Below are 24,257 nucleotides of genomic sequence, written 5' to 3'. Positions count from 1 at the left end.
GTAGGAAAGCCTATAGTCAGATACTGAAGTTAAATATTTGACCTTGACTGACCATTAAGCTATAATGGAGCTACTAATAAGAAAATAAAGGAGCCTTTCCTATGGTACTCATTCCTACAGTCATTGAACAATCTAGCCGCGGTGAACGTGCCTATGATATCTATTCACGTCTTTTAAAAGATAGAATCATCATGTTAACTGGTGAAGTGGAAGATAATATGGCTAATGCAGTGATTGCACAACTGCTATTTCTAGATGCACAAGATTCGACTAAAGATATTTATTTATATATCAATTCTCCTGGAGGATCAGTTTCAGCAGGTCTTGCTATTGTTGATACGATGAATTTCATCAAATCAGATGTCCAAACAATTGTGATGGGTGTGGCAGCATCTATGGGAACGATTATCGCCTCTTCTGGTACTAAAGGTAAACGTTTCATGTTACCAAACGCTGAATATCTCATTCACCAACCAATGGGTGGCACAGGTGGTGGTACACAACAAACTGATATGCAGATTGTTGCTGATCATTTATCAAGAACACGTAAAACTTTGGAAAAAATCTTAGCAGATAATTCTGGTCAAACAGTGAATAAGATTCATAAAGATGCTGAGCGTGATCGTTGGATGTCAGCAGAAGAGACATTAGCATACGGCTTTATAGATGAGATTATGGACCGTAACGAATTAAAATAATCAAAATACCTAAGCATATGCTTAGGTATTTTAGGTATTGGTCATAAAGTTAGATTTTTGATATAATGAAAGTAATGTTGATAATTGATGAAAAAATAATAAAACTTGATGAACTTGCAGATAAACTAGCCTCTCAATTTACAGAGTTGGCTGTTGTGGAGGCATTCCGGTCGAAGCAAAACGCATTTGAGATGGATGATGTGCTTCAAAATAAAATCAAGATACTAGAAGAAAATTTAGCATATATTCGTTATAGACCTGAAATTAAAGCGTTACAAAAAGAGTTATTGATGAGTGATGTGATATATGAACTTAAAGTAGCTGAAAATGATGTACAAAAATCACTATCTGATCTTGTCAAAAAAATTGCAGAGGTCATTTCTGCTGATATCCCTGTCGATGAACATCTACCGCTAAAAAAAGGAGGACACCATGGAAAACACCACACTTGTGGCTGAACAATCAAAAGTGCCTACGATGGAGATTAAAGGCAGAACAGCGATGTATATTTTTTACAATAGCTATAAACACGTTAGACAGTTGAGCAATTATGGCGAGTTAGTCTATAGTAGTAAAAAAGCACGCTATGCTATGTTGTATGTTGATACGGCCTCACTCGATGAGGTGTTACCAAAAATTACAAACTTGCATTTTGTCCATGATGTCAAAGTGTCTCAGTTTGATCAAATCAATAAAGATTTCTCCAGTGCCTTTCAGCAAATCGTTGCGACAGATAAAAAAACAGTTGACGACTAACGTTCAGCTGTTTTTTCATTAAGAAAATCGAAAATTTGACGCTGTGCAAGAGATTCTATCTTGATGACATCGTCTTGATAATAAATAAATGTTGCCGGTAAGACAGTTAGCTGTTCAGAGTTAAAATTTTTTTGTTCTACACTGATACTGCTCTTAGCATACGGATAATATTTGATAAACTCTGACACATCAAAATGTAGTCGATGTAAGAGTGCTAGCAACACATGATTATCATAACTTAGTGGGGTTAGACCTCGCATCTCTTCTTGCAGTGCAAGTAGAAATGAGCGACCTGAATGACGACCAGAAAAATTAACAGTAAAATAATCTAGTGTGACTTTATGAATACGATTAAAAATCTTGTTATAAGTCGCAATATCTTGTTTTAAGTGATACCTGTTTTGAATTTTTCTTATGGCCGCGGGTGTCACGACTGGATGTAAAAACCAATCGTAAGTTTGTGTATCAAAATTAGCAAAATCATCGTCAAAAATAGTAAAGTAATGTTGAATTTCTTGACCCATCTGTATCCCTGATTTCTATACTGTTGCTCCTATCTGCTCATATCTCAACAGGTTTACTGAAACGAGTAGGTCATGGTAAACTTTGAGACTGATTGCAGAAAAAAAAGAAGGTTATCTACCTTCATTTTACCAAAGTTTGATAAGAGATAAAAATATTTACTATCTAATATGCAACCGCCAATCAAAATGAAAGTTACAGATCAAAACGTACCATATCACTCAAAATAACTCAAAAAATAGCATTAATTCATCTTGCCTATTGATTCTAAGAAGCGTACAACTTTACTACGGGCATAGCGATGTTCAATATGATTTTCTTTTAAAAATTGGTTGAAATTTCGTTGCCCTTTGATAGCCTCTTCAACTTCTAATTCTAACTCATAATCAATTTTGTGACTATATTCGTTTTTGTCTAGCGCCATTAGGCCAATAGCTGTCTGGTATTCACGACGTGTTGTGGTGAGTGAGCCTAGCGTATGGATATCGCTCAGCTGGATATCGTATTGTTTTAACTGCTCGAGAATACCTTCGATCAATAACGGATAGTTGGTTAGGGTATCTTTTTCTAAAATAGTTAGTGCTTCTTGCGTTGTCAAGTCAATATTGTACTCAATATTTCCGACCTTTTGCGGTATTTTCAAAGTCATCTCAGCGCCTTTTGAAAATGTACGGATACGTAAAGAAAGCTTATTCTTTCTAAGCTGTAAATCGTGTGTATCAAAATAATGATTGGTCTGTTGGATTGGGGTGATGTGACTAAAGCGTTTACTGAGTTGATCAAATTCAGATAAACTTAGGAGCGTTTTGTATTCAATTTCAAGATTTGTTTTCATAGCATGTCCTTACGTGCTTTCGTAGAGAAAGGATGAGTGATAAATAGATATAACAATACGTAACACCTTTAAAAGTCTATTGTAAAACTTTGTGTTAGCCCTTGTCAAGACAGGTGATATCCTGTTTACATGAGATATGGTGAAAGTATCGTAAGTATCGCCAATCCAAACTCATGTCAAATAAGACTAGTCATTATAAAAAATTAAAAAATTTAGGGCAAACAGGTATGAGGCGAAAAGGCTATCACCTGATGGATTAGCTGAGATGGCATTTGTCTCACATAGCATGCAAGTAGAAAATATGTTAAAATGAGAAAGAGAATATTTATTTTATTCGTAATATAGTTATAGAGGAAAGATAGCAGTTGCAAATGATCAACAAACATTGAACATAAGTGCTATCAACGATAAATCATGACAGAAAAATTTGACTGGGAATCTTTTCTTGACCCCTATATCCAAGCTGTTGGAGAATTAAAAATTAAGTTACGTGGTGCAAGAAAACAATATCAAAAACAACATCGACATTCGCCGATTGAATTTGTGACCGGTCGTGTTAAACCGTCTGAATCAATCAAAAATAAGGCTCGACTGCGTGGGTTCACGTCAGAAAATATAGCTGAAATGCAAGATATTGCCGGAGTGCGCGTGATGGTGCAGTTTGTAGAAGATGTAGATGAAGTGTTACGACTCTTACGCAAACGTGAGGATTTTAGAATTATCCAAGAACGAGACTATATCCACAATCAAAAAGAATCTGGTTATAGAAGTTATCATGTTGTGATCGAGTATCCTGTAGAGATGGTAACAGGGCAAAAATTGATTTTTGCTGAAATACAGATTCGAACACTAGCCATGAATTTTTGGGCAACAATCGAGCATTCACTTAACTACAAATATCAAGGTGCTTTTCCAGATGAATTGAAAAATCGTTTAGCCACGACAGCAAAAATTGCATTTGCATTGGATGAAGAGATGAGTAAAATTCGCGAGGAAATACAAGACGCACAACTTTTGTTTAATCCACCACATCGTAAAGTTGATGATGGTGTAGAAAATCGAGATGATTTTGATGAAGAAAATAACTGGTAAAAAAGTTTGGATTATAAAAAATAATTATCAAAGAACACTGACCATAGCATCAGAACTAGAAGCATTATGTATCGAAGCAGGGTTTGTTTTTGACGAAGCACATCCAGATATTGTCATCTCTGTTGGTGGAGATGGCACGATGCTTGCTGCGCTTCACTATTATGAAACCCAATTAGATACAGTCAGATTCATTGGTTTACACACAGGACATCTCGGGTTTTATACGGATTTCCAAGAACATGAACTTGAAAAATTGATAGAGGCAATCAAGCATGAAACACCAGAGGAGGCCTTTAGATACCCTCTCTTAAAAGTTAAAATTCAATTTACCGATGGTGAGGTAAAAACACATCTAGCCTTAAATGAATCAATCATTAAGCGAGCGTCAAAAACATTAGTTGCTGATGTTGAAATTTCAGATTTTTTATTTGAAAAATTTAGAGGAGATGGTCTAGCAGTCTCAACACCTACAGGCTCTACTGCCTATAATAAATCAATCGGAGGGGCTGTCATGCACCCACGTGTCAAAGCATTTCAAGTGACAGAGGTTGCCTCGCTCAATAATTTGGTTTATAGAACTTTAGGGGCACCTATGATCATAGCTGCTAAAGATACGGTCACATTTGTTTTAGAAAATGCAAATGATTATTTGTTAACTGTAGATCAGCTAGAGTTTTATTATGACAAGATTGCTTCTGTGACCTATAGCCTTGATGGTGGAGAGATTGCTTTTGTTAATGGCGGTCACACTGGGTTTTGGCATCGTGTCAAAAATTCATTTATAGGTGAAGTAGAATGAGATTTGAATTTACAGCTAGCCAAGATGGTTTGCTTTTGAAAACGCTACTAAAACAGCACGGCATCTCCAAAAAACTCTTAGCAAAGATTAAGTTTGACGGTGGACGATTACTTGTGAATGGCATTGAGAGAAATGCCATTTTTAAGTTATCTCAAAATGATTTGGTCAGTGTCGATATTCCAAAAGAAAAAGCAACAGTCACTTTAAAGCAACAAGAGATGCCCCTTTCCATCGTCTATGAAGATGACCATTTTTTAGTAGTTGATAAGCCTGCCGGGGTAGCTAGTGTGACGGGGCAAAACTATCCAGATAAGACGATGAGTAATTTTATAGCTGGTTACTTAAAGGCACAAAGATATGAAAATCAAAAAGTTCATGTGGTTACCAGACTAGACAAAGATACCTCTGGCTTGATGTTATTTGCTAAGCATGGCTATGCACATAACAGAATGGATAACTTACTACAGCAAAAAAAGATTACAAAACGTTATTTTGCTTTGGTGCATACGTCAAATGACTTACAGACATCACATGAAATTAAGGTACCAATCGGACGTAAGGATGGCTCAATTATAGAACGAGCTGTGGTGGCTGCGGATCATCCAACTGCTAAGTATGCGCATACGTCCTATCAGATTATCAAGACAGATGAACAGTTTAGCTTGGTTGATATCCAACTACATACGGGGCGCACACATCAGATTAGAGTACATTTTGCGCATCTATCAGCGCCGTTACTAGGCGATGATTTATATGGTGGGTTTAGAGATAAGATAAAGCGTCAAGCCTTGCATTGTCACACACTAAGTTTTCAACACCCTTTTTCAGGTGAACTGATTAACTTAGCGGCTGCATTACCTGAGGATATGGCTCAGATTTTAAAAGAGGAAGCACAGCAAGACCCAGATACCGATAGGCTATAGTTTACATCAAGAAGCCATTACGTTATAATGACAAGGAAAAGGTATCAAAGAAAAAATGTGCTTATTTGTTTATCATAAAAAAACGTTAATCATGTGTGCAGTATTGACGCTGATGCACAATATTATAGTTTATAAATTAAGTTAAGGAGCTCCTGATAAAATGAGTACTAACATTTTAACAACACAACAAATTTTTTCAAAGTTGCAGGAGTACCTGAATACAAATGCAATCCAAGCCTTTCGAGATGAATTTCTCGAACACCATATCTATGATCAGTCTCAGTACTATCTTGATTTTACTGATGAAGAACGTCTGGAACTATATAAGTTTTTATCACCTCAAGAACTCTCAGAAATATTTGAAAATCTTGATTTTGATGAAGTAGATATCAGTCCTTATCTTAAAGAAATTTCTCCAGAATATCTCTCGACGATGTTTGATGAGATGTCTGCCGATAATGCAGCAGATATTTTAACTAACTTAACAAAACGTGAGCGCCGGGCCATTTTTGCACAGATGGCACCTGAAAAAGTAACAGAGATTCGTAACCTCATGCACTATGATGAGGAAACGGCTGGGTCTTTGATGACGACAGAGTTTGTTGCTGTCGTAGCGAATCAAACAGTAAAGTCAGCCATGACTGTCATCAAGGCAACAGCAGAGGATGCAGAAACGATTTACTATGTTTATGTCTTAGACCAAAACAAACAACTGTTAGGTGTGATTTCCTTGCGTAGTCTTTTAATTTCCCATGATGACACCTTGATTTCGGATATTGTGAATGAACACATCATCAAGGTTGATGTTGATGAACCTCAAGAGCGTGTTGCACGTTACTTTAGGGATTATGATCTACTTGCTTTGCCAGTGATCAGTCATGATAACTTGATGTTGGGGATCGTAACGGTTGATGATATCATTGACGTTATTGATGATGAAGCTCAAAGTGATTATTCAGGTCTTGCCGGGGTGAATACGGATAATGTGAATCAAAGTCCTATTGAATCGGCTGCAAAACGCTTACCTTGGTTAGTTGCTTTGTTATTTTTGGGCATGGGGACAGCGAGTCTTATCGATCACTTTGATGGTCTTGTGAGTCAGGCCTCTGTTTTAGCAATTTTTATTAGTTTGATTACAGGTACTGCCGGTAATGCAGGGACACAGTCTCTAGCCGTCTCTGTCCGCCGTATTTCGATAAATGATGAAGAAAATAAATCTTTCTTTTCATTGATTATGGCCGAGATTGCAACCGGGTTGGTGACAGGAGCTGTTACAGGTTTAACGATCTTTACTGTGGTAAGTATCTGGAAAGGTAACGTCATGTTGGGGCTTGCTGTAGGTGTGGCGATGTTTTGCGCCATTACAGTAGCCAACTTGGCAGGATCGCTTATTCCTGTAGGTATGTCAAAACTAGGGTTTGATCCAGCTGTTGCATCAGGGCCTTTTATCTCTACCATGTCAGATATCACCAGTGTGTTTATTTACTTTTCTATAGCAGAAATCTTTATTAGTTTTATATAGTCTATTACTGGCTATGACTACATCAGAACATAAAAAAAGAAGATGATCGCATCTTCTTTTTTCTTTTATTTTTTAGCGACGATTTCAACAACAAAAGCTAATGGCCCTGACACATCTTTAGATGGTGCCTTATCACCATAAGCCATATTTGCTGGAATCATTAACTTATAAATCCCGCCAACTTTTTTACCAGATAATCCTTTTGTCCAACCAGGAATTACACCAGATAAAGGAAAGTCGATAGGCTTAGCCTGACTATCTGTAGCCGTTTTTGTTGATTGAAAAATGGTTCCAGACGCGTTCCAACCAGCATAATTTGCAGAAATTGTATCGGCTTCTGAAACGGTATCACCTGTTCCTGCTTTCAGTTCTTCAACTTTCAACTCCTTCACACTAGCTGGATCAAACTTTTCAGCTTTTGCTAAATTAGTAAATAGTTGATAATCAGGTTTATTTGGCGTTTGTGTATCTGCGTTTTGTTCTGCACTTGATGCTTGTTGGGTGTTACTTTGTGTTGTTGATTGAGTGCTCTCTTTGGGTTTGTTTGCTACATAGACTAATATGCAGGCTAAGATAGCGACAATAGCAACGAGGAGAACAATCAATAGATTTTTTTTATTTTTTGTATTCATACCTATTAGTTTATCATATAATGTCTTTTTTTAAAAATAGTAACGTATTTTAGTGTATTTTAATATGCATGAATATAAAGATAACGACAAAAAAGTATCAAAACCAGCCCAAATCATGCTATAATTTATTATGCAACATTTATCAAGTTAAGAATTTACACTATTGGAGAACTGATGTCCTATATTTTAGAAATTTTACCACAATTATTTGATGGCTTAAAACTTACAGTTTTAGTCTTTGTATTGACCCTTGTATTATCGATTCCTTTGGGGATGTTATTGGCATTTTTATTGCGTCTACCTATTGTGAAATGGTTTGTTAATATCTACGTTTGGATTATGCGTGGGACACCTTTACTGGTCCAGCTGATTATCATTTTTTATGCGCTACCGATGGTTGGTTTGACATTACCACGATTTTTAGCAGCATTAGTTGCTTTTGTTTTAAATTATGCAGCTTACTATGCAGAAATTTTTCGTGGTGGTATTAATGCGATTCCGAAAGGGCAACTGGAAGCCGCAAAGGTACTCAAATTAACGAAATGGCAAACTGTGCGCTATGTGCAAATCCCTCAGGTCATGAAGATTGTCTTACCCTCAGTATTTAATGAAATTATCACGTTAGTCAAAGATTCTTCTCTTATTTATGTGGTTGGACTTGGTGACTTATTAAGAGCGGGTAAAATCGCTATGAGCCGAGATGTTTCATTAATTCCGATTATGATGGCTGCTATGATTTATCTGATTCTCATCGGGATTCTCACAATTTTGTCCAAGAAAATCGAACAGCAGTTTGATTATTACAAATAGGAGGTAATCATGCTGGAATTAAAAAATATTAATAAAAAATTTGGGTCAAAGGTTATCTTTGATAACTTTAATCTAGCCATCAATGCAGGTGAAGTGGTCGCAATAGCGGGTCCTTCAGGTGGTGGAAAAACGACACTTCTTAGGATGCTTGCTGGATTAGAGACGATCGATTCTGGTCAAGTTATCTTTGATGATGAGGTGATCGGATTAGATGAGTTAATTACGCGCAACTTTTTGGGGTTTGTGTTTCAGGATTTCCAACTATTTCCACATATGACTGTACTTGAGAATTTGACTCTCTCACCTGTTAAAACAATGGGGATGTCAAAAGAAGCTGCGGTGTTAAAAGCTGAAAAATTATTAACTAATTTAGAAGTTATTGAACAAAAAAATGCCTACCCTTATAGTTTGTCTGGTGGGCAAAAACAACGTGTTGCTCTAGCACGCGCCATGATGATTGATCCTAAAATTATTGGTTACGATGAACCTACATCAGCACTAGATCCAGCTTTGCGTGATCAAGTTGCTAACCTAATATTAGAAAATAAATCTTTGGGGATTACGCAAATTGTTGTGACACATGACATGGCATTTGCAACAAAGATAGCCGATACGATTATCAAGGTCAATAGCAAAACAAAAGATTAGGAGAAGTAAACGATGAAACTTAAAAAATGGATGGGTATAGTTGCCTTACTTGTAGCGATGATCAGTTTGACAGCATGTGGTAAAAAAGAAGCTAAAGATGGCTGGCAGTCAATTAAAGACAAAAAAGAAGTTGTTATTGGATTTGATAACACATTTGTACCAATGGGATTCAAGGATGAAAATGGTAAAAATGTCGGTTTTGATATTGATTTAGCCAATGCCGTCTTTGCAAAATATGATATTAAAGTCAAAATGCAAGCAATCGATTGGGATATGAAAGAAACTGAATTAAAAAATAAATCGATTGACTTAATTTGGAACGGCTATTCTGCTACAAAAGAGCGTGAGAAAAAAGTAGCCTTTACTATGCCATATATGACAAACCAACAAGTTCTAGTGACTAAAAAATCGAGTAATATCACACAAGTCTCTGATATGAAAAATAAAAAACTAGGTGCGCAACAAGGATCATCAGGCTATGATGCGTTTACTAAACAAACGGATGTTTTAAAAGATCGTGTGAAAGATAATGATGCAACGCTATATGATGATTTTAATTCAGCATTATTAGATTTAAAAGCAGGTCGTATTGATGGGCTATTAATCGATAATGTGTATGCCAACTACTACCTTACTAAAAATGGTGAGTTATCAAATTATAATATTATCACAACTGGGTATGCTGGAGAAAACTTTGCTGTAGGGGCTAGAAAATCTGATAAAACGTTAGTTGATAATATTAATAAAGCGTTTAAAACATTACACGATGATGGAGAATTCCAAAAAATATCAGACAAATGGTTCTCTAAAGATGTTTTTCCAACTAAGTAAGCATAACCTTATCGTTAGTCAGATTGCTGTTAATGTCATACAAGTTTTACTTTGAGTTTAGCCTGTTTGCTATATTGACAGAATTATCGGAAAAATAGTAATATTTTAAGTGTTTTAGATTGACAAACGCTAATTAAAGCGTTAAACTATAATAAAATATGAAAGGTTCTACGGTTGAATTATGAAGATGCCAAACACAAACTTATTGTTGTTGAAGAAGGATACGTTCTAAGAAATTTTTTCTTATAGATCGTATCCTGTTTGGCGTTCATTTTTCAAGCGGGACAAAAGGGTGTCTTGCTGAATAGGTGAGGCGCTTTTCTTTTATCATTTTATCTAACAAACTTACTAAATCACAGGTTGAAAACTGACTTAAACTAGTCAGTAACACTTGTTTATGTTGTAGGGGAGTTAGCGTATTCGCATTTATTATGGATTGTATGTAGCAAAAAAAGGAGAGGTATTATGCGTAACATTGAATTTCTAGACACGAGTCTTCGTGATGGGGAACAGACACCAGGTGTTAATTTTTCAATTAATGAAAAAATAATGATTGCTAAACAGCTTGAAAAATGGGGTATTTCAGCGATTGAAGCAGGTTTTCCTGCTGCGAGTCCTGATTCATTTACAGCTGTTCAGGAAATTGCCAAAATTTTGACAAAAACAGCTGTAACGGGTCTTGCAAGAGCAGTTAAATCTGATATCGATGCATGTTACGAAGCATTGAAAGATGCTAAAAAACCTCAGATTCATGTGTTTATTGCAACAAGTCCAGTACATATGAAATACAAGTTACAAAAAACACCTGATGAGGTCATCGCAGCAATTAAAGAGCATGTCACTTATGCAAGAGAGCGATTTGACATTGTCGAATTTTCACCAGAAGATGCGACACGTACTGAAAAATCATTTTTACTTAAAGCAGTCCAAACAGCTGTAGATGCTGGGGCTAGTTATATTAATATTCCAGATACAGTGGGCTTTACAACACCAACTGAATATTATGAGACCTTTAAATTCTTGATCGAAAACATCACTAGTGATCGTGAGATTATTTTTAGTCCTCACTGTCATGATGATTTAGGGATGGCAACAGCTAATACACTTGCTGCTATCAAAGGTGGCGCTGGTCGTGTTGAGGGTACAGTGAATGGGATCGGTGAACGTGCTGGGAACGTTGCCTTAGAAGAGGTCGCAGTTGCACTTGAAATCAGAAAAGATTACTACCAAGCAAACTCAGAAATCGTGTTAAATGAAACATTTGCGACGTCTGAACTTGTCTCACGCTTCTCAGGTATCTCAGTACCTAAAAATAAAGCTGTTATTGGTGGAAATGCCTTTGCACATGAGTCTGGTATTCACCAAGATGGTGTATTGAAAAATCCTGAAACCTACGAAATCATCACACCTGAACTTGTGGGTGTGAAAACAAACTCACTACCGCTAGGAAAACTATCTGGTAGACATGCCTTTGTTGACAAACTTTCTGGACTTGGCTTTGATGATATTACTAATGAGGCACTGCAAGCACTCTTTGCTAAATTTAAAGTATTAGCAGATAAAAAACATGAAGTGACAGATGCAGATATTCGTGCTTTAGTTGCGGGGACAACAATCGAAAATCCAACTGGTTTCCAATTTGATAATTTAGCGATTACCTCTACTGAAGATGGTAAACAAACTGTGACCATCACGATGAGAAATGCAGGTGATGAAGTGATTGATACCATAGCTACTGGCAGTGGTGCAGTTGAAGCAGCATTTAATGCGATTGATAGCTTCTTCACACAATCAGTTCGACTAAACAGCTATGATATCACTGCCATTACAAAAGGTATCGATGCACAGGCAGAGGTACATGTAACGGTTGAAAACGAAGATACAGGCACAATTTTTAATGCAAATGGTCTAGATTTTGATGTGTTACGTGCAAGTGCGATCGCTTATTCAAATGCAAATAGTTTAGTACAACGTGAAAACGCAGGGATTATTACAAAAAAAATCTCAGAAAAAGCAAACCCTGAAGGTTAATAAAAAGGATATAAAATGACTAAAAAGATTGTAACATTAGCTGGTGATGGCATTGGACCAGAAATTATGGCTGCAGGGCTACAAGTTTTAGAGGCAGTTGCACCAAAAATTAACTTTGAATATGAAACGAAAGCTAGAAACTTCGGTGGGGCAGCTATCGATGCAGATGGTCATCCGCTACCTGATGAGACATTGGCAAGTGCTAAATCATCAGATGCCATATTACTGGCTGCTATTGGTGGTCCTCAGTATAATGATGCCGAAGTAAGACCTGAGCAAGGCTTGCTAGAGCTACGAAAGGAACTTGGCTTATTTGCTAATATCAGACCAGTGCAAATATTTGAGGCGCTTAAACATCTTTCACCACTCAAGGCAGAAATTATCGAAGGGGTAGACTTTGTCGTTGTTCGTGAACTGACTGGAGGGATTTATTTTGGGGAACATTCTCTAAACAAACAGTTTGCAAGAGACGTGAATGACTATAGTTATGAAGAGATTGAACGCATTATTCGTGTTGCTTTTGATATCGCACGTGGTAGAGGTAAAAAAGTAACTTCTGTTGATAAACAAAATGTGCTTGCTACCTCTAAGTTATGGCGTATTGTAGCTGAAGAAGTTGCAAAAGACTATCCAGATGTCCAATTAGAGCATGCACTTGTAGATAGTTTAGCGATGAAAATGATCACAAATCCGAGTGACTTTGATGTTATCGTGACTGAAAATCTTTTTGGAGATATTTTATCAGATGAATCAAGTGTTTTACCAGGTACTTTAGGGGTTATGCCATCAGCTTCTCATGCGCAAAATGGTCCATCCCTTTATGAACCAATCCATGGGTCAGCTCCTGACATCGCTGGTTTAGGGATTGCGAATCCTATCTCGATGATTTTATCTGTTGCCATGATGCTTCGCGAAAGCTTTGGTGAGACAACAGGTGCTCAGTACATCGAAGATGCAGTAAACAAAACTTTGTTAGATGGTGTTTTGACCAAAGATTTGGGTGGCAATGCGAGTTTGGATGAGATGACATCAGCAATCATCAACAATTTATGCGTATAAGGTTGATTTTGGCTAGTTTACTAGTAGCTTGGAATATCGTGACCTTTAGTTTATATGCTATAGACAAAAGACGTGCGATTAAAGGCAAATGGCGAATTAGTGAAAAAACACTGTTAGTATCAACAGCTTTGTGTGGGGGTATCGGTGCTGTGATTGCAGCGCATATTTATCATCACAAAACACGAAAGCTTTATTTTCAGATAATCTGGTGGTTTAGTGTTATAATAGAGGCAATTATTATCTATTTGTTGTTTAAAAATTAGAAAGAAGCAAAATATGGGACAAACAATTTTTGATAAGCTATGGGCTCGTCATGTCATTACAGGTGAGGAGTTTGAACCGCAACTCCTTTATGTGGATTTTCACATGATTCATGAGGTAACCAGTCCTCAAGCATTCCAAGGTTTACGAGAAGCTGGACGTCAAGTACGTCGACCAGATTTAACTTTTGGGACAACTGACCATAACGTCCCAACTGTAGACATTTTTAATATTTCTGATTTGATTTCAAAAAATCAAATTGATACTCTAGCTAGAAATGTCAAAGAATTTGGGATTGATGCTGCCACTCATGGCTCTAAACGTCAAGGTATTGTTCACATGGTAGGACCAGAAACTGGTAATAGCCAACCAGGTAAAGTCATTGTTTGTGGTGATTCACATACGGCAACTAATGGTGCATTTGGCGCGATTGCCTTTGGTATTGGGACTAGTGAGGTGGAACATGTTTTTGCGACACAAACACTTTGGCAAGTTAAACCAAAACAAATGAAAGTTGAATTCATAGGTAAACCAGCTAAAGGTGTCTACTCAAAAGACTTCATCTTAGCGTTGATTGCTAAACATGGTGTTGATGCTGGTGTTGGCTATGCAGTTGAATTTACTGGAGAGGCGATTGATGCACTCGAGATGGAAGAGAGAATGACCATCTGTAACATGGCAATTGAATTTGGGTCAAAAATAGGGTTGATGAATCCAGATCAAAAAACGTATGATTACGTGAGTGGCCGTGAGTTTGCACCAAAAGATATGGCAGCAGCAATCGCAGACTGGAAAACACTACCTTCTGATGAGGATGCAGTATATGACAAAGTGATCACGATAGATGTCTCAAAACTTGCGCCTATGGTCACATGGGGCACTAACCCTGAGATGGGTATCGAGTTTACAGAAACTTTCCCTGAAATTAAAGATTTTAATGATGAGCGTGCTTATAATTATATGGATCTTAAGCCAGGTGGCAAACCTGAAGAGATCGAACTAGGTTATGTCTTTATAGGCTCTTGTACCAACGCCCGTCTAAGCGATTTACAATTAGCCGCAGATATTGTTAAAGGACATAAAATTGCAGACACGCTAACAGCGATTGTTGTACCAGGTAGTCGTCCTGTTAAGGAAGCAGCAGAAGCACTAGGGCTTGATAAAATCTTTACAGATGCTGGATTTGAGTGGCGTGAACCTGGGTGTTCGATGTGTCTTGGTATGAATCCTGACCATGTACCAGAAGGTGTACATTGTGCGTCAACGTCAAATCGTAACTTTGAAGGACGTCAAGGTCATGGTGCTAGAACACATCTTTGTAGCCCAGTGATGGCAGCACTCGCAGCAATCAATGGTAAGTTTGTAGATGCACGGGAGGTAGTAGCCTAATGGAGAAGTTTACGGTTTATAAAGGTACAACAGTACCAATCATGAACGATAATATCGATACAGACCAAATTATTCCAAAACAATTTTTGAAATCAACCGATAAGACTGGTTTTGGTAAAAATATGTTTTTTGAATGGCGTTATCTGAGCGATGGCGAAACTGAAAATCCTGATTTCATCCTCAACCATCCAGAATATCGTCAAGCAACGATTCTCATTGCTGGGGATAACTTTGGTTCAGGATCTTCTCGTGAGCATGCGGCTTGGGCGATTAAAGATTACGGGTTTCATGCTGTTATCGCTGGGTCATTTTCAGATATTCATTACAACAATGAGTTAAAAAATGGGATTTTACCTATCGTACAGCCACTTGAGACGCGTGAATTATTAGCATCTTTATCTGCAGATGAAACAATTGAAATTGATTTACCTAATCAGACAATCAAGACATCTAAAGGTAACTTTACCTTTGAGATTGATGCAGAGTGGAAGAGAAAACTTGTGGATGGTCTTGATGACATCGGCATCACTCTAGAATTTGAAGAGCTAATTACAGCATATGAGGCCAAACGGCCTGCTTATTGGCAATAATGATCATCAAACACGACTGAGCAACGAGCTTGGTGGTGTTTTTTGAGTATCGCAAATTGGCATCGGCAGCTCCTTTAGGGGATAAAAGAAAAATTAGAAGAATATTTTATGTTATAATAGAAGCACGACTACTAGAAAAACGAGAAAAATATGCTATTTACAGATTTTAATTTTAAACCATTTATAAATGATACATTAGAAAAAATTCGCTTTAAAACAGCAACACCTGTTCAAGAAAAATTGATTCCTATTGCACTTAATGGGCGTGATATTGTTGGTGAATCCAAAACTGGCTCTGGTAAGACCCATACCTTTTTGCTACCAATTTTTCAGAATATAGACCCTACGATAGATGGTGTCCAAGCAGTTATCACAGCGCCATCACGAGAGCTTGCGACTCAGATATATCAAGCTGCCATGGTCTTTACACAGTTTGATGGCAACATCCGTATTTCTAATTTTGTTGGTGGTACAGATAAGAAACGTCAGATTGAAAAACTAGCGAGTAACCAACCTCATATCGTGATTGGTACACCAGGTCGAATTTTAGATTTGATCGATGCACAAGCCTTGAAAACTTATACTGCTAGTATGTTTGTAGTCGATGAAGCAGATATGACACTAGATATGGGATTTTTGTCGGAGGTAGACAAAATCGCAGGTACTTTTGACAAAAAAGTACAGATGCTAGTATTTTCAGCAACGATTCCACAAAAATTACAACCATTTCTTAAGAAGTACCTCAATCAACCAGTTATGGAAAAGATTGCAACAAAAACAGTCATCAGCGATACGATTGATAATTGGGTATTTTCAACTAAAGGTCGTGGCAATAATGGGACGATTCTAGAAATCTTGCAAACATTAAATCCTTATCTAGCAATGATCTTTACCAATACTAAAGAAAGAGCTGATGAGTTACATCGTTTCTTAGCAAATAATGGCTTTAAAGTCGCGAAAATTCATGGCGGTGTCCCACCACGTGAACGTAAGCGTATTATGAAAGCAGTTCAGAATCTGGACTATCAGTTTGTCGTTGCGACAGATTTAGCTGCGCGTGGTATCGATATCGAGGGTGTGAGTCATATCATCAATGACGGCATTCCACGTGATTTAGAGTTCTTCGTGCATCGTGTTGGTCGAACAGGTCGTAATGGTATGTCGGGTACTGCGATCACGCTATATCAACCATCTGATGATGCTGCGATTCATGAACTTGAAAAAATGGGCATTAGCTTTACCCCAAAAGTGATCAAGAATAATGAAATTGTCGATTCTTATGACCGTGATCGTCGTAATAAACGAGAAAAAACGCGTGAAGCGCTTGATATTACCATGATTGGTCTTGTTAAGAAGAAGAAAAAACAAATCAAACCAGCTTATAAGAAGAAAATTGGCTGGGAAATTGATAAACAAAAGAAAGCGAAAAAACGGATTGAAGGTCGTGCACAAGGTCGTGCTGAGCGTAAAGCTAAACGTCAAAGCTTCTAATCAGATTAAGTAGACTAGTCTTTAGAGAGTGGTCTATTTTTTTTTGAGAATAAACCAGCTACAGTGTCATTTTTGAAAACTCATGCTATGTAGTAAATAAGCAGATTGTACAAAAAATATAGGCCTTTTGTATCTTTTGTTTTGCAAACGTTTTCTTTATAATTAAAGTATCAAATAAAACGAGGTGAAAAAATGACAACATTAAAACTAGAACATGTAGATAAAGTCTATCCTAATGCTAAAATCAAAGCAGTCGAAAATTTCAATTTGGATGTCAAAGATAAAGAGTTTATCGTCTTTGTAGGCCCGTCTGGCTGTGGGAAATCAACAACACTTCGAATGATAGCAGGACTTGAGGACATCACAAGTGGTGAGTTTTCGATTGATGATGTTCGCATGAATGATGTCGCACCGAAAGATAGAGATATCGCAATGGTCTTTCAAAACTATGCACTCTATCCCCATATGACTGTATTTGATAATATGGCATTTGGGTTAAAACTTAGAAAATATAAAAAAGATGATATCAAGAAAAGAGTAGAAGAAGCTGCTGAAATTCTTGGTTTAACTGAGTTATTAGATCGTAAGCCTGCTGATATGTCAGGTGGACAACGGCAACGTGTGGCAATGGGGCGTGCGATTGTTCGTGATGCAAAAGTTTTCTTGATGGATGAACCATTATCAAACTTAGACGCCAAATTACGTGTGACGATGCGGGCTGAGATTGCAAAGATTCACCGCCGTATTGGTGCAACAACGATCTATGTTACCCATGATCAAACTGAAGCGATGACACTTGCTGATCGTATTGTTATCATGAGTGCGACTAAAAGTGCAGATGGGACAACAGGACGAATCGAACAAATTGGTGAACCAAAAGACCTATATAATGAACCAGCTAATAAATTTGTCGCAGGCTTCATCGGTAGTCCAGCTATGAATTTCTTTGAGGTTACACTGAATGGAAATGTCATTAGTAATGGTACTGGTTTTGAGATGATTATCCCAGAAGGACAAGAAAAATTACTTAAAAAAGCAGGATATCAGGGTCAAAAATTGTGGTTTGGTATCCGACCAGAAGATATTTCTGCTGAACCTATTGTACAAGATGTATTTCCTAATCAAATCGTTAAGGCTGAAGTTGTGGTATCTGAGTTGTTAGGCGCTGAAACGATGTTATATGCAAAAGTTGGTGATACTGAGTTTGTCTCAAAAGTAGATGCACGTGATTTTCGTCAGCCAGGTGAGGTTGTAGACCTAACCTTCAACATCAACAAAGCCCATTTCTTTGATATTAATACAGAAGAACGTATTATTGGTTAAGGAAAATAAAAAAACGTCAAGTGGCGTTTTTTGTTTGTCCCTGAACAAAAAAGAAAATATACAGATAAATGAATTAATATGCAAAACAGTATGTCTTATGATATAATAATTTATAACTATTTTGAGAAAGAGATGACATATGAGTTTTAGTTTTATTGATAAATTTTTGCCTTACTTTAATGACGGATTGATCGTTACCCTGATTATTTCAGCTTTTGTGGTTGTATGTGGTACCATTTTGGGTACAACGATTGCTTTGGGAAAACTATCTAAAATACGTTTCTTACGTTGGCTTGCCAATGCTTACATCGAAATTTTCCGTGGGACACCGATGTTAGTACAAATCATGATTGGGTTTCAAGTACTTGGGAAAATGCCTTTACCAGAATTCCAACTTGGTATTTTGACTGAGGATTTATCTCGTCTTGTCCCAGGGATTATCGTGTTATCGATGAATTCAGGTGCTTATGTTGCGGAAATCGTGCGTAGTGGGATTAATGCAGTACCCAAAGGCCAAACTGAAGCGGCTTATTCTCTAGGCATTAGACCACGTCAAACAATGTTAAAGGTGATCTTACCACAGGCGATTCGTAATATTTTACCTGCTTTGGGAAATGAATTCGTAACGATCATCAAAGATAGCTCACTCCTTGCAACAATTGGTGTTATGGAACTTTATAATGGTGCCCAAACAACTAGCTCAACAACTTATCAAAGTTTATCTCCTTGGCTACTGGTTGCAGTGTATTACTTTGTTGTGACCTTTATTACCAGTCGCTTAGTTAATTTACTTGAGAGAAAACTTGGGAAAGGATATGTAAAATGACTGCACCAAATTTGATTGAAATCAGAAATTTATATAAATCGTTTGATAAAAATGAGGTCCTAAAGGGCCTAGATATCCAAATCAAAAAGGGAGAAGTTGTCGTGATGATCGGACCATCAGGTTCTGGTAAATCAACTTTTCTTCGGACGATGAATCTCTTAGAAACCCCCACAAAAGGAGAGGTGTACTTTGAAGGGACTAATATCGCAGACAAATCAACTGACGTGTTCAAACACCGTGAAAAAATGGGCATGGTGTTTCAACAGTTCAATCTTTTTCCAAATTTAACGGTACTAGATAACCTAACCTTAGCACCTGTTAATACTGGTAAGTTAACAAAAGAAGCTGCTAAAACAGTTGCGCTTGAATTACTTGCCAAAGTTGGCTTGGTTGATAAGGCTGAAGCGTATCCACAAAGCTTGTCTGGTGGACAGCAACAACGTGTGGCGATCGCGCGTGCTTTAGCTATGAGTCCTGATGTGATGTTGTTTGATGAACCAACATCAGCGCTCGATCCTGAAATGGTTGGGGATGTCTTATCAGTGATGCAAGATCTAGCTCGTGATGGGATGACGATGGTCATCGTAACGCATGAGATGGGATTTGCCAAAGAAGTTGCAGATCGTGTGATTTTTATGGCTGATGGTAAGATCGTTGAATCTGGGGAACCTACAGAACTGTTTGATCACCCGAAAGAACTTAGAACCCAAGAATTTTTAGCTAAAGTACTATAAGTGTGATAAGATTAGCATAAAGCAATCAACGATTTTAAAGGTAAATTTAACATATGACAGTTGTAAAAGCGCTCAAGTTAGCGCTTTTGTAATAATATGATATAATTAGAAGTCAAGGTAAGTAAAACTACTTAAAACTTGTTGAAATGAAATGCGGGGCTAACCTATGGAATATAAACAAATAAACGATAAAACAATGAAAATTTCCCTTACATTTGAAGATTTAAAAAATCACGATATCAAAATGAGTGATTTTTTAGTCAATCAAGGGATGGTAGAGAAACTTTTTTATGAGTTAGTAAGTGAACTTGAAATAGAAGATAAATTCTCAAATACAGGTATGATGACCTTTCAAGTACGCCCTCATCCAAAAGGCGTGGACTTACTTGTAACCGAAGAAACTGATATCGAAAACATGCAGTTTCCTGATGGTGCTGAAGGGTTACAAGAAATGATGGACGAAGCGATGGGGCAGATGGGAGATTTGGCAAATATGCTAGATAACTCAGAAAAAGCACCTAACTTTGATGTCATGGACGACCATGCTGATTTTGTCTACTTCATTCTTAGAGTCAAGACGATGTCTGAAGCAATCAAGCTAAGTAAAGCTGTCTTAGACGATGTTGAAGAATCTGAACTCTTTGAGTTTCAAGACCATCTTTACCTCACGATTTTAGATAATCAAAAACGAAAAGGTGTGAAAGCAGTTAGTCTGCTACGTGCTAGAATGTTAGAATATGGCGAAACGTCAGATGTTTCAAGAGAAACACTACTAGAACACGCTAAGACGATCTTTAGAGAAGAAGCTTTAGAAAATCTCCAAAGCATTTGAGTAGCTCGTCATCATAAGATAAAAAAGACAAAGTACGAGATAGTCGATACGTTGTCTTTTTTTGAGTAACAACCTTGTTGACTGTATGGCTGATTACTCAAATGGTAGAGTAGTTACAGCAGTTTAGATAATTTGGTTTTGGCAATTTTTAGATAATTTAGGCAAATAGCACATCGATTTCGGAATAAAAAGCAAAATTAACTAATTTTTTGTTATAATGAACTATATGCATAACTTAACTAAATTTCCGTTTACTGTTAACTATATTATTATTTTACTGGTTACTGCAATTATCGCCTTGATTTTGACACCGATTATGGTTTTCGTATCAAGACGGATAGGGGCTGTTGACAATCCAAATGCAAGACGTATTAATCTGAAACCAATGCCATCAGCAGGTGGCGTGGCTATTTTTCTTGCATTTTCTGTGATTACCTTATTTGTTTTGCCTAGATTTGTTGGCTTAGCCAATCATAACCGTGTGAATGCCACGTATTTGAACTACATTTGGCCAATTATCTTAGGTGGTGGTATCGTCGCAATAACAGGGTTGATAGATGATATATTAGAAATCGGAGCTAAGAGCAAGTTATTAGGTCAGACACTTGGGGCTTGTGTCATTTGGTTTTTCTCAACGAGTAGATTTGATAATTTCAAGATCCCGTTTGGTGGTCCGCTTTTGATATTTCCGACCTGGTTGTCATTTTTTGCGACCATATTTTGGATACTTGCCATTACCAATGCCTTGAATTTGATAGATGGGTTAGACGGTTTAGCTAGTGGTGTATCTATTATAAGTTTAACAACGATGGGGATAGTCAGTTATTTCTTTTTAGGGACGTCAGATATCTATCTTCCGGTTACTATTTTTGTTTTAGTTTTCGCTATTGGTGGCTTCTTTCCTTATAACTTTCCACCAGCTATTATCTATCTTGGTGATACGGGGGCTTTATTTTTAGGGTTTATGATCTCAGTATTATCCCTACAAGGTTTAAAAAATGCGACAGCCGTTGCAATCGTAACACCGATGTTAATCCTTGGTGTGCCATTAACAGATACTGTGGTTGCCATGATCAGACGTAAACTAAACGGAGGAAGTATTGCGGTAGCAGACCGGATGCATCTCCATCACAGACTCTTAAGTCTAGGGTTGACACCACACGCAGCAGTACTCGTCATCTACGGTATAGCTGGTATCTTCTCATTTATCGCCTTGATTTTAAATGTCTCATCTCGTTGGGGCGGCATTTTCTTGTTAATCTTTAGTCTGATAGGACTAGAGGTGATGATTGAACTTGTCGGCGTGTTAGGAAAAGATCGAACGCCTCTGTTACACATTATCAAATTTGTCGGCAATAGCGACTATCGTCAAGAGGTCAAAAAAAAGGGCAAGATGTAAAGCTTTATAGACAAAATGATTCTATTTTGTCTTTTTTTTTGTTAAAATGGGACTAGTCAAATTAAGAATACTTGGAGGATACTATGTCTACATTAGAAATCAAAGATTTACACGTTCGTGTTGAGGAGAAAGAAATTCTCAAAGGTGTAAATTTAATTATAAATACAAATGAAATACATGCAATTATGGGGCCAAATGGTACAGGTAAGTCAACACTTTCTGCTGCGATTATGGGTAACCCAAATTTTGAAGTTACGCAAGGTGAAATCTTACTTGATGGTGAAAATATTTTAGAGTTGGATGTAGACGAACGTGCACGTTTGGGTCTTTTCTTGGCGATGCAATATCCTAGCGAAATCCCAGGTATTACAAATGCAGAATTTATGCGAGCTGCTATGAATGCAGGTCGTGAAGATGACGACAAAATTGGTGTCATGGACTTCTTGAAAAAACTTGATGAAAAAATGGCCTTACTTAACATGCATGAAGATATGGCTGAACGTTACCTAAATGAAGGCTTCTCAGGTGGTGAGAAAAAACGTAATGAAATCTTACAACTTTTGATGCTTGAACCAAAATTCGGTATCTTAGATGAAATTGATTCAGGTCTTGATATTGATGCACTTAAAGTTGTTTCAAGAGGGATTAATGCGATTCGTGGAGAAAAATTCGGTGCGTTGATTATTACTCACTACCAACGCCTACTAAACTACATCACGCCTGATGTTGTCCATGTTATGATGGAAGGTCGTGTTGTCATGACAGGCGGACCTGAACTTGCTGCGCGCCTTGAGTTAGAAGGTTACCATGGTATAGCTAAAGAGCTTAATATCGAGTACAAAGAAGAAGCTTAAGAGGGTATATCAATATGACGAAAGAAACGATTATCGCTTTTTCACAAGCGCATGCGGAACCAGAGTGGTTACAAGCGCGTCGGAAAAAAGCGTTTGATAAAATTAGTGAATTACCATTACCATCTATCGAACGTGTGAAAATTGCACGTTGGAAGTTTGGTAATCAAACAATCAGTGACTCTGTTGAAACAGCAAACGTCGTTGATTTTACAAACTTAGGAGATAATCCAAAATTAATCCAAGTTGGGACAAGTACTGTATTTGAACAACTATCACCAGATTTAGTAAATAATGGCGTTGTCTTTACTGATTTCTATTCTGCTTTGGAAGTTATTCCTGAAGTGATTGAACAGTATTTTGGTACAGCTTTGGCTTTTGACGAAGATCAATTAACAGCTTATCACCATGCTTACTTTAATTCTGCAGCAGTTTTATATATACCAGATAATGTAGAGATTGATGTGCCGATCGAAGGACTCTTCTACCAAAATTCTGATGAAGCTGTTGAGTTTAACAAACACGTGTTGATCATTGCTGGAAAACATTCGAAAGTGTCTTACTTAGAACGTTTTGAAAGTCTTGGTGAGGATAGTGAGAAAACAACAGCAAATATTGCAGTTGAAGTGATTGCTCTAGAAGGTGCACAGGTTAAATTCTCTGCAATCGATAGATTAGGTGCAAATATCACAACCTTTATGAGCCGTCGTGGTCGTTTGGAAAAAAATGCAACGATTGACTGGAATTTAGGTGTGATGAATGAAGGTAATGTCATCGCTGATTTCGATAGTGACTTAGTTGGCGAAGGTAGCCATGCTGAGTTAAAAGCAGTTGCGATTTCATCTGGAAAACAGGTGCAAGGAATAGATACGCGTGTGACTAACTATGCACCGCACTCAATCGGACATATCTTACAACATGGTGTTATTTTAGAGGCTGGTACGTTGACATTTAACGGGATTGGTCACATTATTCGTGGGGCTAAAGGTGCCGATGCACAACAAGAATCTCGCGTATTGATGTTGTCTGATAAAGCACGTTCAGATGCCAATCCAATCTTGTTAATCGATGAAAATGATGTGACAGCAGGACATGCTGCCTCTATCGGTCAAGTTGATCCTGAGGATATGTATTACTTGATGAGTCGAGGCATAGATCAAGATACAGCTGAACGCCTTGTCATTCGAGGATTTCTTGGCACTGTTATCGGTGAAATTCCGGTTAAAGAAGTGCGCCAAGAAATGATTGCTGTAATCGAAAGTAAGCTAGACAAGCGTTAATGTTTAATAGGTGTCATGTTTAATTAGGTCCTATTGTTGCGTCATTAACTGTTTAGTTGATCAGATATAAGGTTGTTAATGGATAGTCGCATTAGCTGACTGTCAAATAAACACAATGATGGG

General features: G+C 37.4%; 26 protein-coding genes. 23 read left to right on the top strand and 3 right to left on the bottom strand.

The window, feature by feature from the left end; translation table 11 throughout:
- Positions 1-101: 101 nt before the first annotated feature.
- The 3 genes from RU87_RS01620 (at position 102) to RU87_RS01610 (ending at position 1,454) form a co-directional block, all read left to right on the top strand.
- On the top strand, positions 102-698 hold the full coding sequence (locus RU87_RS01620; protein ID WP_068162730.1) for an ATP-dependent Clp protease proteolytic subunit: 597 nt from the start codon (positions 102-104) through the stop codon (positions 696-698).
- A 74-nt stretch (positions 699-772) separates the two neighbouring features.
- Positions 773-1,156, top strand: coding sequence for a hypothetical protein (locus RU87_RS01615; RefSeq protein ID WP_068162733.1), 384 nt, complete (start codon positions 773-775; stop codon positions 1,154-1,156).
- Complete coding sequence (locus tag RU87_RS01610; protein WP_068162738.1) at positions 1,131-1,454, top strand: DUF2129 domain-containing protein; 324 nt, start codon at positions 1,131-1,133, stop codon at positions 1,452-1,454. The genes RU87_RS01615 and RU87_RS01610 overlap by 26 nt, the downstream gene beginning before the upstream one ends.
- Here RU87_RS01610 and RU87_RS01605 read toward each other — a convergent pair.
- Positions 1,451-1,978 (bottom strand): DsbA family protein, encoded by a 528-nt coding sequence (locus tag RU87_RS01605; RefSeq protein WP_068162740.1) that lies wholly within the window; start codon positions 1,976-1,978, stop codon positions 1,451-1,453. The two genes, RU87_RS01610 and RU87_RS01605, sit on opposite strands and share 4 nt — an antisense overlap.
- A 242-nt stretch (positions 1,979-2,220) precedes the next feature.
- Positions 2,221-2,811, bottom strand: coding sequence for a CYTH domain-containing protein (locus RU87_RS01600; protein WP_068162743.1), 591 nt, complete (start codon positions 2,809-2,811; stop codon positions 2,221-2,223).
- 414 nt (positions 2,812-3,225) lie between these two features.
- On the opposite strand from RU87_RS01600, the gene yjbM reads away from it, so the two are divergent.
- From yjbM to mgtE, 4 genes are all read left to right on the top strand, one after another.
- The gene (yjbM, locus tag RU87_RS01595) at positions 3,226-3,903 is read left to right on the top strand and encodes a GTP diphosphokinase (protein ID WP_068162746.1); all 678 of its coding nucleotides are present in this window, start codon (positions 3,226-3,228) and stop codon (positions 3,901-3,903) included.
- On the top strand, positions 3,884-4,702 hold the full coding sequence (locus RU87_RS01590; protein WP_068162834.1) for an NAD kinase: 819 nt from the start codon (positions 3,884-3,886) through the stop codon (positions 4,700-4,702). Before yjbM ends, RU87_RS01590 begins: the two co-directional genes overlap by 20 nt.
- The gene (locus RU87_RS01585; protein ID WP_068162748.1) at positions 4,699-5,625 is read left to right on the top strand and encodes an RluA family pseudouridine synthase; all 927 of its coding nucleotides are present in this window, start codon (positions 4,699-4,701) and stop codon (positions 5,623-5,625) included. The genes RU87_RS01590 and RU87_RS01585 overlap by 4 nt, the downstream gene beginning before the upstream one ends.
- Positions 5,626-5,785: 160 nt before the next feature.
- Entirely contained in the window at positions 5,786-7,147 is a 1,362-nt protein-coding gene (gene mgtE, locus RU87_RS01580; RefSeq protein ID WP_068162751.1) for a magnesium transporter, read from the top strand.
- Between the two features lie 65 nt (positions 7,148-7,212).
- Here the strand turns inward: mgtE and RU87_RS01575 are convergent, their stop codons facing one another.
- Entirely contained in the window at positions 7,213-7,779 is a 567-nt protein-coding gene (locus tag RU87_RS01575; protein ID WP_068162754.1) for an FKBP-type peptidyl-prolyl cis-trans isomerase, read from the bottom strand.
- Positions 7,780-7,953: 174 nt separating this feature from the next.
- Here RU87_RS01575 and RU87_RS01570 point away from each other — a divergent pair, with 174 nt between their 5' ends.
- The 16 genes from RU87_RS01570 (at position 7,954) to sufD (ending at position 24,134) form a co-directional block, all read left to right on the top strand.
- Entirely contained in the window at positions 7,954-8,589 is a 636-nt protein-coding gene (locus tag RU87_RS01570) for an amino acid ABC transporter permease (RefSeq protein WP_068162758.1), read from the top strand.
- 9 nt (positions 8,590-8,598) lie between these two features.
- Positions 8,599-9,237: an amino acid ABC transporter ATP-binding protein gene (locus RU87_RS01565; RefSeq protein WP_068162761.1), complete on the top strand. Its 639-nt coding sequence runs from the start codon at positions 8,599-8,601 to the stop codon at positions 9,235-9,237.
- A 12-nt stretch (positions 9,238-9,249) separates the two neighbouring features.
- The gene (locus RU87_RS01560) at positions 9,250-10,068 is read left to right on the top strand and encodes an amino acid ABC transporter substrate-binding protein (protein ID WP_068162764.1); all 819 of its coding nucleotides are present in this window, start codon (positions 9,250-9,252) and stop codon (positions 10,066-10,068) included.
- Positions 10,069-10,533: 465 nt separating this feature from the next.
- On the top strand, positions 10,534-12,099 hold the full coding sequence (locus tag RU87_RS01555; RefSeq protein ID WP_068162769.1) for a 2-isopropylmalate synthase: 1,566 nt from the start codon (positions 10,534-10,536) through the stop codon (positions 12,097-12,099).
- Positions 12,100-12,114: 15 nt separating this feature from the next.
- The gene (gene leuB, locus RU87_RS01550; protein ID WP_068162772.1) at positions 12,115-13,158 is read left to right on the top strand and encodes a 3-isopropylmalate dehydrogenase; all 1,044 of its coding nucleotides are present in this window, start codon (positions 12,115-12,117) and stop codon (positions 13,156-13,158) included.
- Positions 13,149-13,421, top strand: coding sequence for a DUF1294 domain-containing protein (locus RU87_RS01545; RefSeq protein ID WP_068162775.1), 273 nt, complete (start codon positions 13,149-13,151; stop codon positions 13,419-13,421). Before leuB ends, RU87_RS01545 begins: the two co-directional genes overlap by 10 nt.
- Before the next feature lie 13 nt (positions 13,422-13,434).
- The gene (gene leuC, locus RU87_RS01540; RefSeq protein ID WP_068162778.1) at positions 13,435-14,808 is read left to right on the top strand and encodes a 3-isopropylmalate dehydratase large subunit; all 1,374 of its coding nucleotides are present in this window, start codon (positions 13,435-13,437) and stop codon (positions 14,806-14,808) included.
- A complete protein-coding gene (gene leuD, locus RU87_RS01535; protein WP_068162782.1) occupies positions 14,808-15,398 on the top strand; it encodes a 3-isopropylmalate dehydratase small subunit in 591 nt (196 codons plus the stop codon). The genes leuC and leuD overlap by 1 nt, the downstream gene beginning before the upstream one ends.
- A gap of 150 nt (positions 15,399-15,548) precedes the next feature.
- Complete coding sequence (locus RU87_RS01530; RefSeq protein ID WP_068162785.1) at positions 15,549-16,889, top strand: DEAD/DEAH box helicase; 1,341 nt, start codon at positions 15,549-15,551, stop codon at positions 16,887-16,889.
- A 192-nt stretch (positions 16,890-17,081) separates the two neighbouring features.
- A complete protein-coding gene (locus tag RU87_RS01525; RefSeq protein ID WP_068162788.1) occupies positions 17,082-18,212 on the top strand; it encodes an ABC transporter ATP-binding protein in 1,131 nt (376 codons plus the stop codon).
- 139 nt (positions 18,213-18,351) lie between these two features.
- Positions 18,352-19,038 carry an amino acid ABC transporter permease gene (locus RU87_RS01520; protein WP_068162790.1) on the top strand — a complete coding sequence of 229 codons (687 nt, stop codon included), beginning with the start codon at positions 18,352-18,354 and terminating at the stop codon, positions 19,036-19,038.
- Entirely contained in the window at positions 19,035-19,772 is a 738-nt protein-coding gene (locus RU87_RS01515; RefSeq protein WP_068162793.1) for an amino acid ABC transporter ATP-binding protein, read from the top strand. Before RU87_RS01520 ends, RU87_RS01515 begins: the two co-directional genes overlap by 4 nt.
- A gap of 166 nt (positions 19,773-19,938) precedes the next feature.
- Positions 19,939-20,604: an adaptor protein MecA gene (locus RU87_RS01510; RefSeq protein ID WP_082782170.1), complete on the top strand. Its 666-nt coding sequence runs from the start codon at positions 19,939-19,941 to the stop codon at positions 20,602-20,604.
- A gap of 226 nt (positions 20,605-20,830) precedes the next feature.
- Positions 20,831-22,003: an MraY family glycosyltransferase gene (locus RU87_RS01505; RefSeq protein ID WP_068162797.1), complete on the top strand. Its 1,173-nt coding sequence runs from the start codon at positions 20,831-20,833 to the stop codon at positions 22,001-22,003.
- Positions 22,004-22,086: 83 nt separating this feature from the next.
- On the top strand, positions 22,087-22,857 hold the full coding sequence (sufC, locus tag RU87_RS01500; RefSeq protein ID WP_068162800.1) for a Fe-S cluster assembly ATPase SufC: 771 nt from the start codon (positions 22,087-22,089) through the stop codon (positions 22,855-22,857).
- Between the two features lie 14 nt (positions 22,858-22,871).
- Complete coding sequence (sufD, locus tag RU87_RS01495) at positions 22,872-24,134, top strand: Fe-S cluster assembly protein SufD (protein WP_068162802.1); 1,263 nt, start codon at positions 22,872-22,874, stop codon at positions 24,132-24,134.
- Positions 24,135-24,257 lie beyond the last annotated feature (123 nt).

This window comes from Pseudolactococcus plantarum, assembly GCF_002441715.1.
Lineage (GTDB): Bacteria > Bacillota > Bacilli > Lactobacillales > Streptococcaceae > Pseudolactococcus > Pseudolactococcus plantarum.
Note: the sequence above shows the minus strand (reverse complement) of the source record. Positions and strands in the feature narration are given on the sequence as shown.